Origin of the sequence: Pseudomonas sp. CAN1, from assembly GCF_030462585.1 — a bacterium.
Lineage (GTDB): Bacteria > Pseudomonadota > Gammaproteobacteria > Pseudomonadales > Pseudomonadaceae > Pseudomonas.
On record NZ_JASMRU010000006.1, the window covers coordinates 62,017 to 77,620 of the forward strand.

Annotated in this window: 16 protein-coding genes; 3 read left to right on the forward strand and 13 right to left on the reverse strand. The window is 65.5% G+C overall.

Translation table 11 applies throughout. From position 1 onward, the window contains the following. Positions 1-73: 73 nt before the first annotated feature. Positions 74-2,152: a carboxy terminal-processing peptidase gene (locus QO207_RS10750; protein ID WP_301532411.1), complete on the reverse strand. Its 2,079-nt coding sequence runs from the start codon at positions 2,150-2,152 to the stop codon at positions 74-76. A gap of 138 nt (positions 2,153-2,290) precedes the next feature. Here QO207_RS10750 and QO207_RS10755 point away from each other — a divergent pair, with 138 nt between their 5' ends. Beyond that, positions 2,291-3,253, forward strand: a complete 963-nt coding sequence (locus tag QO207_RS10755) for an NAD(P)H-quinone oxidoreductase (protein ID WP_301532412.1) — start codon at positions 2,291-2,293, stop codon at positions 3,251-3,253. A gap of 56 nt (positions 3,254-3,309) precedes the next feature. Here the strand turns inward: QO207_RS10755 and QO207_RS10760 are convergent, their stop codons facing one another. The 6 genes from QO207_RS10760 to QO207_RS10785 are packed head-to-tail and all read right to left on the reverse strand — an operon-like array spanning position 3,310 to position 8,496. Beyond that, positions 3,310-3,963, reverse strand: coding sequence for an HAD family phosphatase (locus tag QO207_RS10760; RefSeq protein ID WP_301532413.1), 654 nt, complete (start codon positions 3,961-3,963; stop codon positions 3,310-3,312). Continuing rightward, positions 3,963-4,958 (reverse strand): ABC transporter ATP-binding protein, encoded by a 996-nt coding sequence (locus tag QO207_RS10765; protein ID WP_301532414.1) that lies wholly within the window; start codon positions 4,956-4,958, stop codon positions 3,963-3,965. Before QO207_RS10765 ends, QO207_RS10760 begins: the two co-directional genes overlap by 1 nt. Position 4,959: 1 nt before the next feature. Next, entirely contained in the window at positions 4,960-5,748 is a 789-nt protein-coding gene (locus QO207_RS10770) for an ABC transporter permease (RefSeq protein WP_301532415.1), read from the reverse strand. Next, positions 5,732-6,574, reverse strand: coding sequence for an ABC transporter permease subunit (locus QO207_RS10775; protein ID WP_301532416.1), 843 nt, complete (start codon positions 6,572-6,574; stop codon positions 5,732-5,734). The genes QO207_RS10770 and QO207_RS10775 overlap by 17 nt, the downstream gene beginning before the upstream one ends. Continuing rightward, positions 6,571-7,380: an alkaline phosphatase family protein gene (locus tag QO207_RS10780; RefSeq protein WP_301532417.1), complete on the reverse strand. Its 810-nt coding sequence runs from the start codon at positions 7,378-7,380 to the stop codon at positions 6,571-6,573. The genes QO207_RS10775 and QO207_RS10780 overlap by 4 nt, the downstream gene beginning before the upstream one ends. 57 nt (positions 7,381-7,437) lie before the next feature. Then, a complete protein-coding gene (locus QO207_RS10785; protein WP_301532418.1) occupies positions 7,438-8,496 on the reverse strand; it encodes an ABC transporter substrate-binding protein in 1,059 nt (352 codons plus the stop codon). A 325-nt stretch (positions 8,497-8,821) separates the two neighbouring features. Between QO207_RS10785 and QO207_RS10790 the strand changes: the two genes are divergently transcribed. Beyond that, the gene (locus tag QO207_RS10790) at positions 8,822-9,538 is read left to right on the forward strand and encodes a UTRA domain-containing protein (protein WP_184589807.1); all 717 of its coding nucleotides are present in this window, start codon (positions 8,822-8,824) and stop codon (positions 9,536-9,538) included. 271 nt (positions 9,539-9,809) lie between these two features. Here QO207_RS10790 and QO207_RS10795 read toward each other — a convergent pair whose 3' ends face one another. The 6 genes from QO207_RS10795 to minC form a co-directional block, all read right to left on the reverse strand. Then, positions 9,810-10,211 (reverse strand): GFA family protein, encoded by a 402-nt coding sequence (locus QO207_RS10795; protein WP_301532419.1) that lies wholly within the window; start codon positions 10,209-10,211, stop codon positions 9,810-9,812. Between the two features lie 48 nt (positions 10,212-10,259). Continuing rightward, complete coding sequence (locus tag QO207_RS10800) at positions 10,260-11,549, reverse strand: M18 family aminopeptidase (RefSeq protein ID WP_301532420.1); 1,290 nt, start codon at positions 11,547-11,549, stop codon at positions 10,260-10,262. 174 nt (positions 11,550-11,723) lie between these two features. Further along, positions 11,724-12,359, reverse strand: a complete 636-nt coding sequence (locus tag QO207_RS10805) for an RluA family pseudouridine synthase (RefSeq protein WP_301532421.1) — start codon at positions 12,357-12,359, stop codon at positions 11,724-11,726. A 78-nt stretch (positions 12,360-12,437) separates the two neighbouring features. Further along, positions 12,438-12,692, reverse strand: coding sequence for a cell division topological specificity factor MinE (gene minE / locus QO207_RS10810; protein WP_015478210.1), 255 nt, complete (start codon positions 12,690-12,692; stop codon positions 12,438-12,440). Further along, entirely contained in the window at positions 12,689-13,504 is an 816-nt protein-coding gene (gene minD / locus QO207_RS10815) for a septum site-determining protein MinD (RefSeq protein ID WP_301532422.1), read from the reverse strand. The genes minE and minD overlap by 4 nt, the downstream gene beginning before the upstream one ends. 61 nt (positions 13,505-13,565) lie before the next feature. After that, complete coding sequence (minC, locus tag QO207_RS10820) at positions 13,566-14,516, reverse strand: septum site-determining protein MinC (RefSeq protein WP_301532423.1); 951 nt, start codon at positions 14,514-14,516, stop codon at positions 13,566-13,568. Between the two features lie 144 nt (positions 14,517-14,660). On the opposite strand from minC, the gene QO207_RS10825 reads away from it, so the two are divergent. After that, the gene (locus tag QO207_RS10825; protein WP_301532424.1) at positions 14,661-15,593 is read left to right on the forward strand and encodes a lipid A biosynthesis lauroyl acyltransferase; all 933 of its coding nucleotides are present in this window, start codon (positions 14,661-14,663) and stop codon (positions 15,591-15,593) included. Positions 15,594-15,604 lie beyond the last annotated feature (11 nt).

Here is a 15,604-nt window from a genome sequence, read left to right on the forward strand (position 1 = left end):
CTGGAATAGCAAAGGGCCGGTATACCGGCCCTGTGCATTTCACGACAGCGTCATGACTGTTTCATTACAGCTGTCAGTGTTTGGCTACCTGGGAGTCCAGATTCAGGTAGTCGATCAGGATGTGCCCGGACTCGGTCAGGTAGGCGTCGTCCTGCGGCTTGGTCTTGTCCTCTTCCGGCAGGGCGTTCTCGTCTTCCTTCTTCAGCTCCTTGAGCGGCTCCTGGCCCTTGGATTTGCGCAGGGCATTCTCCATGGCCAGCTGGCGGTTCTCGATGCTGGTCTGCTGGGCGCGACGCTTGGCTTCGTTGAGGCTGACGGTCTTCTCCTTCATCAGCTCCTGGGCCAGGGCGAGACGCTCGCGGGCGTAGACGAAGTCCGCGTTGTGCTCGGTGCGCGCGTCGTGGCGGGTGCGCAGCTGGTCGAGGAACGGCTTGAACGGATCGGCCTGGGCCTTGAGCACCGGCTTGATGGTGTCCCACGGCATGGAGTCGGGCAGGGCGCTCTCGCCGATTTCCTTGTCGTCGACGATGGACGGGTAGCCGATGTCCGGGATCACGCCCTGGTGCTGGGTGCTCTGGCCGGAGACGCGGTAGAACTTGGCCAGGGTCAGCTTCAGCTCGCCATGATTGAGCGGCTGGATGGTCTGCACGGTGCCCTTGCCGAAGGTCTGGCCGCCGACGATGAGCGCGCGGTGGTAGTCCTGCATGGCGCCGGCGAAGATCTCCGAAGCCGAGGCGGACAGGCGGTTGACCAGCACGGTCATCGGACCGGTGTAGAAGGCCTTGCCCTCGTCGTCATTGAGCACGTCGACGCGGCCATCGCTGTTGCGCACCAGTACGGTCGGGCCCTGGTCGATGAACAGGCCGGTCAATTCGGTGGCTTCCTGCAGGGAACCGCCGCCGTTGTTGCGCAGGTCGATGACGATGCCGTCGACCTTGTCCTGCTGCAGCTCGCCGATCAGCTTCTTGACGTCGCGGGTGGTCGACTTGTAGTCCGGATCGCCAGCGCGGTAAGCCTTGAAGTCGAGGTAGAAGGCGGGCACGTCGATGACGCCCAGCTTGTAGTTCTTGCCTTCGTGGTCGATGGTGATGACCGACTTCTTCGCCGCCTGGTCTTCCAGCTTCACCGCCTCGCGGGTGATGGTGACGATCTTGCTGGTCTGGTCGTTCGGCGCGTTGGTCGACGGGATCACTTCCAGGCGGACTTGCGAGCCTTTCGGGCCGCGGATCAGCTTGACCACTTCATCCAGACGCCAGCCGACCACGTCGACCATCTCGCCCTTGGCCTGGGCGACGCCGATGATCTTGTCGGAGGTGGCGATCTGCTTGCTCTTCTCGGCGGGGCCGGCCGGTACCAGGCGCACGACCTTGACGTAGTCGTTGTCGCTCTGCAGTACGGCGCCGATGCCTTCCAGCGAGAGGCTCATGTTGATGTCGAAGTTTTCCGCGCTGTCCGGCGACAGGTACTGGGTGTGCGGATCGTAGGTCTGCGCGAAGGCGTTGATGTAGGCCTGGAAGATGTCTTCGCTGCGCGTCTGCTCCAGGCGCATCAGCTGATTCTTGTAGCGCTTGGTCAGCTGTTCCTGGATGGCCTTGTTGTCCTTGCCGGCGATCTTCAGGCGCAGGACTTCATCCTTCACCTTCTTGCGCCAGAGGTCGTCGAGCGCGGCGCTGTCTTTCGCCCAGGGCGATTTCTCGCGGTCGATTTCCAGCGACTCGTCGGTGTTGAAGTCGATCTTGTCGACGCCCTTGTTCAGGGTGGCCAGGGCGAAGTCCAGACGCTCCTTGAGGCGATCGAGGTGACGCTTGTAGATGGTGAAGCCGGGCTCCAGCTCGCCGCTTTTCAGGAAGTCGTCGAACTGGGTGCGCCAGGGCGCGAACTGATCGATGTCGGCGGCGGTGAAGTACATCCGCGCTGGATCGAGCGTCTTCAGGTAGCTGTCGTAGATTTTCGCCGAGCGCTCGTCGTTCAGCGGCGGCTTGTTGTAGTGATGGCGCTTGAGCAGCTCAACGATGTTGAGGCTGGCGATCACTTGATCCCGGTCGGGCTGCAGGCCGTCCCAGACATTCGCGCTGCTGGTCGCTGCGAACGAGGAAAAGGCGGTTGCGCCGAGGATGAACAACAGGGCGGTACGGGGCAAAAATCGCTTCATGCTGATTCGACTGATCGCGGAGTTATGACGCATATTAGGCCTTAATTGGCGGCGCCGGGTTCAATCGCAGATGAATTCGGCGCGAAGAAAGGGCCCGACCTTACGGATCGGGCCCTGCAAAGTCACTATGGAGGCAGCGTGAACGCATTGCAAGGCATCGAAGGGCGAGTGGAGTGGGCCGAGCGCCCGAACCCGACTTGCGCACAGGGACAGATCCGCATCCAGGTTGCCGCCGCGGGACTCAACCGTGCCGACCTGTTGCAGGTGGCCGGTCTCTACCCGCCGCCGCCGGGGGCGAGCGACGTCATCGGCCTGGAGTGTTCCGGCGTGGTGACCGAGGTCGGCGCCGGCAGTACCTGGCAGGTGGGCGACCGCGTCTGCGCCCTGCTGGCCGGTGGCGGCATGGCCGAGGAAGTGGTGGTGGACGAGCGCCACGCGCTGCCGGTGCCCGCCGGCCTGAGCCTGGCCGAGGCCGCTGCTCTGCCGGAGGTCTATGCCACGGCGTGGTTGAACCTGTTCATGCTTGGCGCTCTGCAGCCGGGCGAAAAAGTGTTGCTGCACGCAGGCGCCAGCGGCGTCGGCTCGGCCGGCATCCAGCTGTGCAAGGCGTTCGGCAGCCCCTGCTGGGTCAGCGTCGGTTCCGCGGAGCGCCTGGCCTATTGCGAGGCCCTTGGCGCCGAGGGCGGCGCGCTGCGCGGCGAGAGCCTCGAATCGCTACGAGATTTCGCGCCGTTCGACGTGATCCTCGATCCGGTGGGCGCCAACTACGCCAAGCTCGACCTGGAGATCCTCGGCCGTGACGGACGATGGGTGGTGATTGGCCTGATGGGTGGTCGCAAGGCCGAACTGGACCTCGCCCTGCTGCTGGGCAAGCGTATCCAGCTGATCGGCTCGACCCTGCGTTCGCGCGATGCCGATTTCAAGGCGCAGCTGATCGCCGAGCTGGGGCAGAAGGTCTGGCCGCTGTTTGCAACCGGTCAGCTCAGCCCGCAACTGGAACGCACCTTCCCGGTCCGCGACGCGCAGAGCGCGTTCGATGCCCTGGCAAGCAACCAGGTGCAGGGCAAGGTGGTGGTGGTGATCGACGAGAGCCTGAGCTGAGTCGATTGCAGCAATGAAAAGGGCCGCTGATGCGGCCCTTTTTCTACTTCAGACGATCACTTCCAGGTCAAGACGTCCCAGCCCATCTTCTGCGCATGTTCGAGCAGCGTCGGGTCGGCATTCACCACGTGCGGGTGGCCCACCAGTTTGAGCAGCGGCAGGTCGTTGCGCGAGTCGGAATAGAAGTGTGCGTCGGCCAGCGGGGCGTCATCGCCGCCGAGCAGGTCGAGCAGACGCAGCACCTTGCCTTCGCGGTAGGTGAGGGTGCCGACGGTGCGGCCGGTGTAGTGGCCGTTCAGCACTTCGAGGTCGATGGCCAGCACTTCGTCGATGCCGATGCGTTCGGCAATCGGCTTGACCAGGTGCACGCCCGAGGCGGAAATCACCAGGGGGCGGTCGCTGGCCTCGCGATGGCGGGCCAGGGTGGTGCAGGCGTCGCTGTGGATCAGCGGTTCGATCACGTCTTCGACGAAGGTTTCCACTTCCCGCTCGATCTCTTCCACGCTGCGCCCGGCCATCGGCTCCAGGGCGAAGGCCATGTAGTCCTCCATGGGCAGTTTGCCCTGCGCGTACTGCGCCATCAGTTCGGCGTCGCGCTTGAGGAACGACTCCGCGTCCACCCAGCCCAGATCGGCCATGCGCCGGGCCCACAGGCTCGCGCAGTCGCCGTCGATCAGGGTGTCGTCGAGGTCGAATATCACCAGGGCCATCAGGCCACCTCCCGAATGCTTTCAAGGTCGATTTGCAGGCCGAGCCGGGTGCCCGCCGGGTACAGGCGTTCGGCGCTGCGGTTGAGGACGTCCACGGTCAGTTCGACGCCACTGGCGTCGACCCGGTAGCGGATCACGTTGCCCAGCAGGCTGTGGGAGAGTACCTGAACCGGGATGCCTTCGCCCGGCTCCACGCTCAGGCGCAGGGACTCGGGGCGGATCGCCACCTGCTGGCGGAACGGACGGTCCAGCAGCTGCGTGGCCTGGGCGGCGTCGAGCAGGTTGTAGTTGCCGATGAAGCCGGCGGCGAAGGCGTTTTCCGGCGCGGTGTAGAGGGTTTCGGCGTCGCCGCTCTGGACGATGCGCCCGGCGTTCATCAGCACGATGCGGTCGGACAGCGTCAGCGCTTCCTCCTGGTCGTGGGTGACGAACACCGTGGTCAGTTTCAGCTCCTGCTGGATGCGCCGGATCTGCTCGCGCAGGTGCTTGCGGATGCGCGCGTCCAGCGCTGACAGCGGCTCGTCGAGCAGCAGCAGGCGCGGGCGGGTGACCAGCGAGCGAGCCAGGGCGACACGTTGGCACTGGCCGCCGGACAGCTGGTGCGGATAGCGCGCCGCCAGCGGGCCGAGTTCGACCATCTCCAGCGCCTCGCGCACGCGCTGGGAGGACTCCGCCGCCGGCACCTTCTGCATGCGCAGGCCGAAGGCGACGTTCTGCTCCACGGTCATGTTGGGGAACAGCGCGTAGCTCTGGAACACCATGGCGATGCCGCGCTTCTGCGGGCTTTTCGGCACGATGTCCTCGCCGTCCAGCAGGATGCGCCCGCTGTCCACCGCGGTGAGGCCGGCGATGCAGCGCAGCAGGGTGGACTTGCCGCAGCCGCTGGGGCCGAGCAGGGTGACGAACTCGCCGCGCTCGGCGGCAAAATCGATGTCCTGGAACACCGTGGTGGTGCCGTAGCTCTTGTTCAGTGTGGCGACGCTGAGGAAGCTCATGTCAGGTCTTGTCCTTGTTAAGGCGGTTCGCTGCCCAGGTGAGCAGCAGGACGAAGAGGAAGTAGGAGACCACCACCGCGCTGGTGTAGTGGCCGCTGCTGTTGCGCATGTTGTTGAGGAACACCTGCAGCGTCTCGTAGCGGGTACCCACCAGCAGGTTGGCGAAGACGAATTCGCCGATGAGGAAGCTGAAGGACAGGAACAGCGCCACCATCAGGCCCTTGCGCAGGTTCGGCAGCACCACCAGCAGGGCAGCCTGCCAGGTGCTGGCGCCGAGCAGGTGGGCGGCGTCCATCAGGTCGTGCAGGTTGATCGCCTGCAGGTTGTTGCTGATCGCCCGGTACATGAAGGGCAGGGCGATGGTGAAGTAGCAGCCGATGAGGATCCACGGCGTACCGAACATGGGTATCGGGCCGGCGGCATAGAGCTGCAGCAGGCCGACCGAGGACACCACCGGTGGCACCGCGAAGGGCAGCAGGATCAGCACGTTCATCAGTGCGTCCAGGCGCGGGAAGTAGTAATGGATGACGAACATCAGCGGCAGCACCAGCACCACGCTGAGGATCAGCGCGCCGAAGCACACCAGCAGCGACTGGCCGAAGGCGACGAGGAAGCGCGGGTCGCTCCACAGGGTCAGGAACCATTTCAGGGTCAGCCCGTCGGGCAGTACGCTGGCGCTCCACGAGGTGGCCAGCGAGTAGAGCAGGGTGGCGGCCAGCGGCACCAGCAGGATCAGGAACAGCGCATAGACCACCACTCGGTGGTACAGCGCGTTAGCGTTTCTGGACATGGTAGCTCCGGCGCAGCAGCCACTGGTGGGCCAGGGTAATGATGGTCATCAGGCCGACCAGCACCATCGCCAGGGCGCTGGCCATGTTCGGGTCGAGGAACACGTCGCCCGAGACCAGTCCGGCGATGCGAATCGGCACCACGTTGAAGTTGCCGGTGGTCAGCGAATAGACCGTGGCGTAGGCGCCCAGCGCGTTGGCCAGGAGAATGACGAAGGTGCCCAGCAGCGCCGGCGTCAGCACCGGGATGCCGATGTGCCGCCAGAACGCCCACTGGCTGGCGCCCAGCAGCGCAGCGGATTCGCGCCAGTCCTCGCGCAGGGCGTCGAAGGCCGGGTAGAGCAGCATTACCCCCAGGGGAATCTGGAAGTAGGTGTAGAGGATGATCAGGCCGGTCTTCGAATAGAGGTTGAAGTCCTGGATCAGCCCCGCCTGTTTCAGCAGCAGCGTGATGGCGCCGTTGAAGCCGAGGATGATGATGAAGGCGAAGGCCAGTGGCACCCCGGCGAAGTTGCTGGTCATGTTGGCGAAGGCCATCACGAAGTCGCGCAGCCGGCTGTCCACCTGGCGCAGCGAATAGCTGCCGAGCACGGCGATGAACAGGCCGATCAGGCTCGACCACACGGAGATTTCCAGGCTGTAGCGGATCGCCTGCAGGTAGAACGGCGAGTCGAAGATCTCGCTGAAGTTGGCCAGGCCCCAGCCGTCGCCGGTGCGCACGCTGTTGATCATCACCCACAGCAGCGGTGCCAGCTGGAAGGCGAAGAAGAACAGCGCGAAGGGCAGCAGGCAGAGCAGGGCGAAGAGTTTTCCGGTGTTCGATCTCATGCCTTGAGCAGCTCCCGGCAGACCGGTTTGTCGTGGGCGGCGCCGAGGATTTCGCACAGCGTGCCGCAGAGTTCGACCTGGCGCGGGCGCGCCTGGTCATCGAGGCTGAATGCCTCGCCGAAAACGAACAGCGGCACTTCGCGTTCCTCGGCGAGGATGCCGCCGTGGCTGCGGTCGTCGTTCATGCCGTGGTCGGCGGTGACCATCACCTGGTAGCCGGCGGCCAGCCACTGGTGCAGGTATTCGGAGAGGATGATGTCGGCGTGGCGCGCGCTGTTGCGGTACTGCGGCGTGCCCAGGCCGTGCTTGTGGCCGGCGTCGTCGATGTTCATCGGATGCACCAGCAGGCAGTTCGGCGCATGCCGGCGGCGCAGCGACTCGGCGTCGGTGAACAGATGCGAGTCGGGGTAGTGGTCGGTCCAGTAGAAGTGGCCGTGCTGGATCGCCAGGGATTCGTCGTCGGTATGACGATCGCGCGCCGGGTCGAACGGCGTGCGGTTGTACAGCTCGCTGACCCAGTGGTAGGCCGCCGCTGCGGTGCTGAGGCCGGCGTCGCGGGCATAGTGGAACAGGCTGCGCTGGTTGGAGCGGCGCGACACGTCGTTGTGCAGGATGCCGCTGTCGATCGGGCGCACGCCGGTGAGGATGCATTCGTAGAGCGGGCGCGACAGCGACGGCAACTCGCATTCGAGCCGGTAGAGCTGGCCGCGGCCGGCGCTGCACAGGGCCTGCAGGTGGCCCATGCAGTCGTGGGCGACGCTGTAGTTGAGGCCGTCGAGGACGACCAGGATGACGTCGTGGCGCATGGGGCGGGGCCTTTGTCGAAGCGCGGCCGCCCCGGCGCGAACCGGGGCGGCTGGGCGTCATTGCATGTTGATGATGACGTGTTCCTGCCACATGCGCGGCAGGCGCTTGGAGGTCTCTTCCCAGGCCTTGGCGTCCTTGATCGGCTGGGCCTTGGCGTACTGCTCGTTGGGCAGCAGCTTGGCCTTCACCTCGGCCGGCAGGGTCAGGTGCTCGGCACGGATCGGCCGGGCGTTGCCCTTGGCCAGGTTGATCTGCCCGGCGTCGCTGAAGATGTATTCGCGGGCGAGCTTGGCGGCGTTGGGGTTCTTTGCGTACTTGTTGATGATGGTGGTGTAGCCGGAGATCACCGAGCCGTCGGAGGGGATCAGCACCTCGAAGCGCGCCGGGTCGATCTGGTCGCGGTAGCTCAGGCCGTTGAAGTCCCAGACGATGCCGACTTCCACTTCACCCTTCTCCAGCGTGTTGATCACCGGGTTGGTCAACGACAGGCGACCCTGCTTGGCCAGCTGACCGAAGAACTCCAGGCCCGGCTTGATGTTCTTCTCGTCGCCGCCGTTGGCGATGGAGGCGGCCAGCACGCCGTTGACTGCCTGGGCGGCGGTGCTGACGTCACCGATGGTGACCTTGTACTTGCCCTTGAGCAGGTCGGCCCAGCTGTGCGGCACGTCCTTCACCAGCTGCTTGTTGACGATGAAGGCGATGGTGCCGGTGTAGGCGAGCGCCCAATGGCCATCCTTGTCCTTGGCCCAGTCCGGTACCTGGTCCCAGGTGCTCGGCTTGTAGGCCTGGCTGACGTCCTGCTGCACGGCAATCGGACCGAAGGCGGCGCCGACGTCGCCGATGTCGGCGCTGGCGTTTTCCTTCTCGGCCTTGAACTTGGCCAGCTCCTGGGCCGAGCTCATGTCGGTGTCCACGTGCTTCAGGCCGTACTTGCTTTCCAGGTCCTTCCAGGTGTCCTTCCAGTTCGCCCAGCTGTCGGGCATGCCCACGCTGTTGACCTGGCCTTCCTTGCGGGCGGCGGCTTCCAGCGATTGCAGATCGGCGTCGGCCGCCATGGCGAGGCCGCTGCCAATGGCAATGGCCGATCCCAGCAGTGAAGCAAGCAAGCGTTTCATTCGGTGCTCCTTCGGTTCGGTGATTTCAAGCGTGGTCTAGATCAGCAAGACGCAGGCCAATCTAAGCGGGGCGGATGACAGTTTGATGTAAGCCCGCGGCGCGCCAGCCCGGCCTTGAGCGCTCGGCGGGTCGTCGGGGAAAAGCGTAGACCATGGGCAACGCCTTGATCCGCCTGGGCTACGCTGGTGTCGTTAACTGGCATGGGCGCTGCTTGCAAAGGCAGTGTCACGGGACGGTCATCGGGCTTTCCTAGGATGACGACAGCCCGCAAGGGGAAAGAAATGCCCTGTTCTGGGGCTGGACTAGTCCAAAAGAGGGAAAGGAATGCGCGATACGGCGCTACCCACGGTCACCGCGATCTGCCGCGCGCTGATCGAGCAGATCGACAGCGGCCTGCTCAGCGCGGGCGGCAAGCTGCCGGCCGAACGCAAGCTGAGCGAGCTGTTCGACACCACGCGAATCACCCTGCGCGAGGCGCTGGGGCAGCTGGAAGCCCAGGGCCTGATCTACCGCGAGGAGCGCCGTGGCTGGTTCGTCTCGCCGCCGCGCCTGCTGTACAACCCGCTGGTGCGCAGCCACTACCACGCGATGGTCGAAGGCCAGGGGCGGGTCGCCGCGACCGAAGTGCTGTCGGCGCGCCAGGTCCCGGCCAGCGCGGCGATCTGCGAGCTGCTGGAGCTGCCAGCGCTGTCCAGTGTCTACCAGATCCGCCGGCTGCGGCGGGTGGACGGGCGGCTGGTGCTCTACGTCGAGCACTACCTCAACCCGGCGTACTTCCCCGGCATTCTCGATAGCGACCTGACCTGTTCGCTAACCGAGCTTTACGCCAGCCGCTACGACATCCGCTACGGCCGCGTGCGCTTCGACATGGTACCCACCGCCCTGCATGGCGAAGCCGCCAGCGTGCTGCGTGTCGCCGAGGGCAGCCCGGCGCTGCGCATCACCCGGATCAACCGCGACCAGCACGGGCGCATCATCGACTGCGACCTGGAGTTCTGGCGGCACGACGCCATCCACGTGAGCGTGGAAGTGCCGGATTGATCTTCTGGCGTTGAACCGGGTGTGTAGGAGCGAGCTTGCTCGCGAACAGCCCAGCGACGTCATTGCCGGTTTGACCCTCTCCCTAACCCTCTCACTGAAGGGAGAGGGGACTGTCCCGAGTGTGGGCAGAGTCAACAGTTTGCCGGCTGATCCCGGCCTATCAGCTTGCGCCGAACGGCTCCCTCTCCCTTCAGGGAGAGGGCGAGGGAGAGGGTGTTTCCGGCGAGCGCGACGCTTGGTTCGCGAGCAAGCTCGCTCCTACAAGGGAAACTCAGCGATCCGGGTTCCACTCGGGATAGGCCGGAACCCCGTCCTGCGCCAGCCACGGGCGGTCATGAGATGTCCAGATATGCCGCGCCGGCCGCACACCCGGATCGTCGTCCAGGCTGGCCACGCGGACGATGACGTGCGGCTGGCCGGCGCGCTCGGCGATCAGCTGCGTCCCGCAGCGCGGGCAGAACTTGCGCTGCTTGCCAGGGGACGATTCATACGCGGCAACCTTGTCCTCGCCGCGGGTCCAGCGGAAGTGTTCGCGCATCACCCCGGCGGTGCTGGCGAAGGCTGCGGAGTGAGCTTTCTGGCAGGTCAGGCAGTGGCAATGGCCGATGGGCATGTCGAGGCTGTCGACCGCATAGCCGATATCGCCGCACAGGCAGCTTCCGTTGTAGGGCATGTTCAGTCTCCGGACAGAAAAACGCCCGGCAATTGCCGGGCGTTCGGGTCAGGGCAGGTCGGCGCTGTCGTAGAAGGCGCTGAGGACCTTGGCCAGGTAGTGCAGGTCCTGGCTGCCGGCCAGCTCGCGGATGGAGTGCATGGCGAAGGTCGGCAGGCCGATGTCGACGGTGCGCACGCCAATCTGGCTGGCGGTGATCGGGCCGATGGTGGAGCCGCAGCCCATGTCGCTGCGGGTCACGAAGCTCTGCACCGGCACTTCGTTTTCCAGGCACAGGTGACGGAAGAAACCGGCGGTCTCGCTGTTGGTGGCGTAGCGCTGGTTGCTGTTGATCTTGATCACCGGGCCGCCGTTGAGCTTCGGGCCGTGGTTGCCGTCGTGCTTGTCGGCGTAGTTCGGATGCACGCCGTGGGCGTTGTCGGCAGATACCAGCAGCGAACGTTGCACGGTACGGGTGAAGGCGTCGCCCTCGGGCAGCAGACGGCGCAGCACCTGTTCCAGGAACGGGCCGTCGGCGCCGCAGGCGGAGCAGGAGCCGACTTCTTCGTGGTCGGTGCAGACCAGCACGCCGCTCTGCTCGTCGTTGCTGCCCAGCAGGGCCTGCAGGCCGGCGAAGCAGGAGAGCAGGTTGTCCAGGCGGGCGCCGGCGATGAAGGCCTGGTCGAGGCCGATCACGGCGGCGCGCTGGGTGTCGTAGAAGCTCAGTTCGTAGTCGAGGATGGCGTCGGCGGTGATGCCGTGCTCCAACTGCAGCTGTTCGCCGAGCAGGTCGCGGAAGTCGCGGGTCTCGCCGGCGGCAACCTGGGCGAGGATCGGCGGCAGTTCGGTCTGCGCGTTGATCGACCAGCCGAGGTTGGCTTCTCGGTTGAGGTGGATTGCCAGGTTGGGGATCACCGCGATGGGCGCCCGGAAGTCGATCAGCTTGCTCTCGACCTTGCCGGCCAGGCGGAAGGTGACGCGGCCGGCCAGGGAAAGGTCGCGGTCGAACCAGGGGGCGAACAGCGCGCCGCCGTACACTTCGACACCCAGCTGCCAGTAGCCGTTGCGCACCAGTTCGGGGTTCGGCTTGACGCGCAGGCAGGGGCTGTCGGTGTGTGCGCCGACCAGGCGCAGGCCGTTCTCCAGCAGCGGCGCGGTGCCCAGCTTGAAGGCGATCAGCGAGGAGTCGTTGCGGGTGACGTAGTAGCGGCCGCCGGCTTCGGTGCGCCAGGCGTCGCGCTCGTCCAGACGCTGGTAGCCGGCCTCTTCGAGGCGCAGGGCGAGGGCCTGGGTGGCGTGGAAGGGAGTGGGGGAGGCCGCGAGGAAATCGATCAGGCCCTGGTTGAGTTCTGTACGCATGGGTAACTCCGGACAGCGAATGGCCGGAAGTTTAACGTAAATGCGCGAATCTGCGGCCTGGGGGCTCGCTCTGAGGGGCGGTGCGCGCGTAGGAGCGGACTCTGTCCGCGATAGGTCCGCATCGCGCCGAAAACCAATCGCGGACGGAGTCCGCTCCTACGATAGCCGGAAGAGTCAGAACGGCGCGGGCGACTCGAAGCGCAGGCGCTCGCCGGTCTGCGGGTGGGTCAGGGCCAGCATGCTGGCGTGCAGGCAGAGGCGGTCGCGCAGTTCCAGGGCTTCGCCTTCGGCATACAGGCGGTCGCCCAGCAGCGGGTGGCCGATGGTCAGCATGTGCACGCGCAGCTGGTGCGAGCGACCGGTGATCGGCGTGAGCTCGACGCGGCTCCAGTTGCCGTGGCGTTCCATGACGCGCCAGAAGGTCAGCGCATGCCGGCCCTGCTCGAAGTCCACCACGTGGCGCGGCTTGGTCGGTGGGTCGTAGCGCAGCGGCGCTTCGATGCGGCCGCTGTCCAGCTCGGGTTCACCCCAGCACAGCGCGGTATAGGCCTTCTCGGTCTCGCGGTCGTGGAACTGGCGGGACAGCTCGCGGTGGCTGTCGGCGTCGCGGGCCAGCACGATCAGGCCGGAGGTTTCCCAGTCCAGGCGGTGGACGATGCGCGCTTCCGGGTAGCCGTTCTCCTGCAGGCGGGTGATCAGGCAATCCTTGTTGTCGTCCGCGCGGCCAGGCACGGAGAGCAGCAGGGTGGGCTTGTTCACCACCAGCAGGGCGGCGTCCTCATGGACGAATTCGATCTGGGAAAGCGGCATGGAAACTTGTACGCGAATAATGAATGAGACAGAAACGACTGCGGCGGCCGAAGCCGCCGCAGGTTCACCCGGGCCGGATCAACGCTCCGGCAGGGTGATGTTGAGTTCCAGGATCGAACAGCTGCCCTGGTTGGCCAGCTCGACCTGGACTTGTTCCTGGTCGATGGGCACGTATTTGCGGATCACTTCCAGCAGGTCTTTCTGCAGCTGCGGGAGGTAGTCCGGTTGCGAACGGTTGCCGCGCTCGTGGGCGACAATGATCTGGAGTCTTTCTTTCGCGATGGATGCGCTGTTTTGCGACTTCCGGCTGCGGAAGAAATCTAAAAGGCTCATTCACGTCCTCCGAACAGTCGTTGCAGGAATCCTTTCTTCTGCACATCGAGGAACCGGTGGGGCATTTCCTTGCCCAGCAGTCGCTCGACGGCGTCGCTGTACGCCTGGCCGGCGTCGCTTTCTTCGTCGAGGATGACCGGTACGCCCTGGTTGGATGCCTTGAGCACCGCCTGGGATTCCGGAATCACGCCGAGCAGACGGATGGCCAGGATTTCCTCGACGTCTTCGACGCCGAGCATTTCGCCCTTGGTGACGCGCTCGGGGTTGTAGCGGGTCAGCAGCAGGTGTTCCTTGATCGCGTCCTGGCCTTTCTCGGCGCGGGCGGACTTGCTGGCCAGCAGGCCGAGCATGCGGTCGGAGTCGCGTACCGAGGAGACTTCCGGGTTGGTCACGACAATCGCCTCGTCGGCGTAGTACATGGCCAGGTGGGCACCTTTCTCGATGCCGGCCGGGGAGTCGCAGATCACGTAGTCGAAGGTCTGCTTGAGCTCTTCGATGACCTTGCCGACGCCTTCCTGGGTGAGAGCGTCCTTGTCGCGGGTCTGGCTGGCGGCCAGCACGAACAGGTTCTCGAGGCGCTTGTCCTTGATCAGGGCCTGGGTCAGGGTCGCTTCGCCGTTGATGACGTTGACGAAGTCGTAAACCACGCGGCGTTCGCAGCCCATGATCAGGTCGAGGTTACGCAGGCCCACGTCGAAGTCGACGATGACGGTCTTGTGGCCGCGCAGGGCCAGGCCGGTGCCGATGGCGGCGCTGGTGGTGGTTTTACCGACGCCACCCTTACCGGAAGTGACTACGAGGATCTTGGCCAAGGTGATTCACCCCAAAGAAAAAACGAAGAATTCTGGTCACTTAATTTCGCGGCAGTATCCGTTAAAGGCGGGTGATGTTCAACACGTCACCCGACAGGCTGACGTGCACCGCCTGCCCCCATTGCGGACTGCGTCGAAGGTCTTCGGCGACCTTGTAATTACCAGCGATGGACACCAGTTCGGCGGCCAGCTGCTGGCAGAAAATTCGTGCGCTGGTGTCGCCCTTGACTCCGGCCAGGGCGCGTCCGCGCATCGGACCGTACACATGGATGTTGCCGTCGGCGAGAAGTTCCGCACCCGGGCTGACGGGGGCGAGCACGATCAGGTCACCGCCGGCGGCGTAGATCTGCACGCCGCCGCGTACCGGGGTGGTCACCAGCTTGGTCGGACGGACCACCGGTGCCGGCGGCTCGGCCGGCTTTTCTGGAGCCGCTTGCTTGGCTGCTTCCTCTGCTTGAGCGGCAGTTTCGGCGGCCACGTCGGCCGGCTGCTCCGGTTTCGCTTCGGCGGTGGGCTGCTCGGCAGGCTTCTCTTCTGGCTTTTCAGCCTGTACGCCAGCGCCGGCGGCCTGCTCCACGACTTTCTCGGAGAGCTTCTCGCCTCGTGGACGGCGCACGGGTGCTGCACCCGTCACCTGCGGGACGGCGTCCTTGGGCTCGACCGCGCGCTCGCGGGAGGAGCCCGACGGCGGCAGCACGGGGATGTCGAACATGGTCGCCAGGCGGATGTCTTCCTCGCGGCTGGCGCGGATGGCCAGGGTGCGCAGGCCGTGGCGACGGCAGATGTCCAGCACGCCCTGCAGGTCGAGCTGGCCTTCGCCGTCGGGGAGTTTGTCCAGTGCCAGCACCAGCGGCGTGTCACGGAAGAAATTGGGCGCCTGGGCGACCTTGTCGGCGAGCTGGCGGTCCAGACGCGGCAGGTCGTTGTGGGCCAGTTCCAGAACGGTGACGGCCAGCATGCTGCCCTTGAGCTGGAATACGGGATCTTGGTCGAGAAGGTCAGCTTGGCTCATGGTCGGACTGCGTCATCAAAATGGTTGGACTTATAGCGGACCGCCCCGGCAGCCGCAAGCGTGGCCGACTGCTAGGCCTCACGGGAGGCGCAGGACGTGTCGGCAAGGTAGAATGTCGGGCTTTGATCGTGACCGGAAAGTTCCATGGACCGCCCCACCTTTCGCCAAGAATTCCTCCATCCCCGCCACTGGCCGCTCTGGCTCGGCCTTGGCGTGCTGTGGCTGGTGGTACAGCTGCCGTACCCGGCGCTGCTGGGCCTGGGCCGTGCGCTGGGGGCGCTGATGTACCGCGTGGTGGGCAGCCGCCGCGCCATTGCCGCGCGCAACCTGGAGCTGTGCTTCCCGGAACTCAGCGCTGCCGAGCGCAAGCGCCTGCTCAAGGAAAACTTCGCCTCCACCGGCATCGCCTTCTTCGAGATGGCCATGAGCTGGTGGTGGCCGAAGGCCCGTCTGGCGAAACTGGCCCATATCGAAGGCATCGAGCACCTGAAGAAGGCCGAGGCCGAAGGCAAGGGCGTGATCCTCATGGCCATGCACTTCACCACCCTGGAAATCGGCGCGGCGCTGCTCGGCCAGGTGCAGACCATCGACGGCATGTACCGCGAGCACGACAACCCGGTGTTCGACTTCGTCCAGCGCACCGGTCGCGAGCGGCATAACGCCGACGCCACTGCCATCGAGCGCGAGGACGTGCGTGCGATGCTCAAGGTGCTGCGCGCCGGCCGTGCCATCTGGTACGCGCCGGACCAGGACTACGGCGCCAAGCAGAGCCTGTTCGTGCCGCTGTTCGGCATCCAGGCGGCTACTGTCACCGCCACCACCAAGTTCGCCCGCCTGGGGCGCGCGCTGGTGCTGCCGTTCACCCAGTCGCGGCTGGCCGATGGTTCCGGCTACCGCCTGACCATCCACCCGCCGCTGGAGGACTTCCCCGGCGAGAGCGAAGAGGCCGACTGCATCCGCATCAACCAGTGGGTGGAGAGCGAGATTCGCCGCCAGCCCGAGCAGTACCTCTGGGCCCACCGCCGCTTCAAGAGCCGCCCCGAGGGCGAGCCGAAGCTCTACGACAAGAAGCAGTAGGTCGGCGCGGA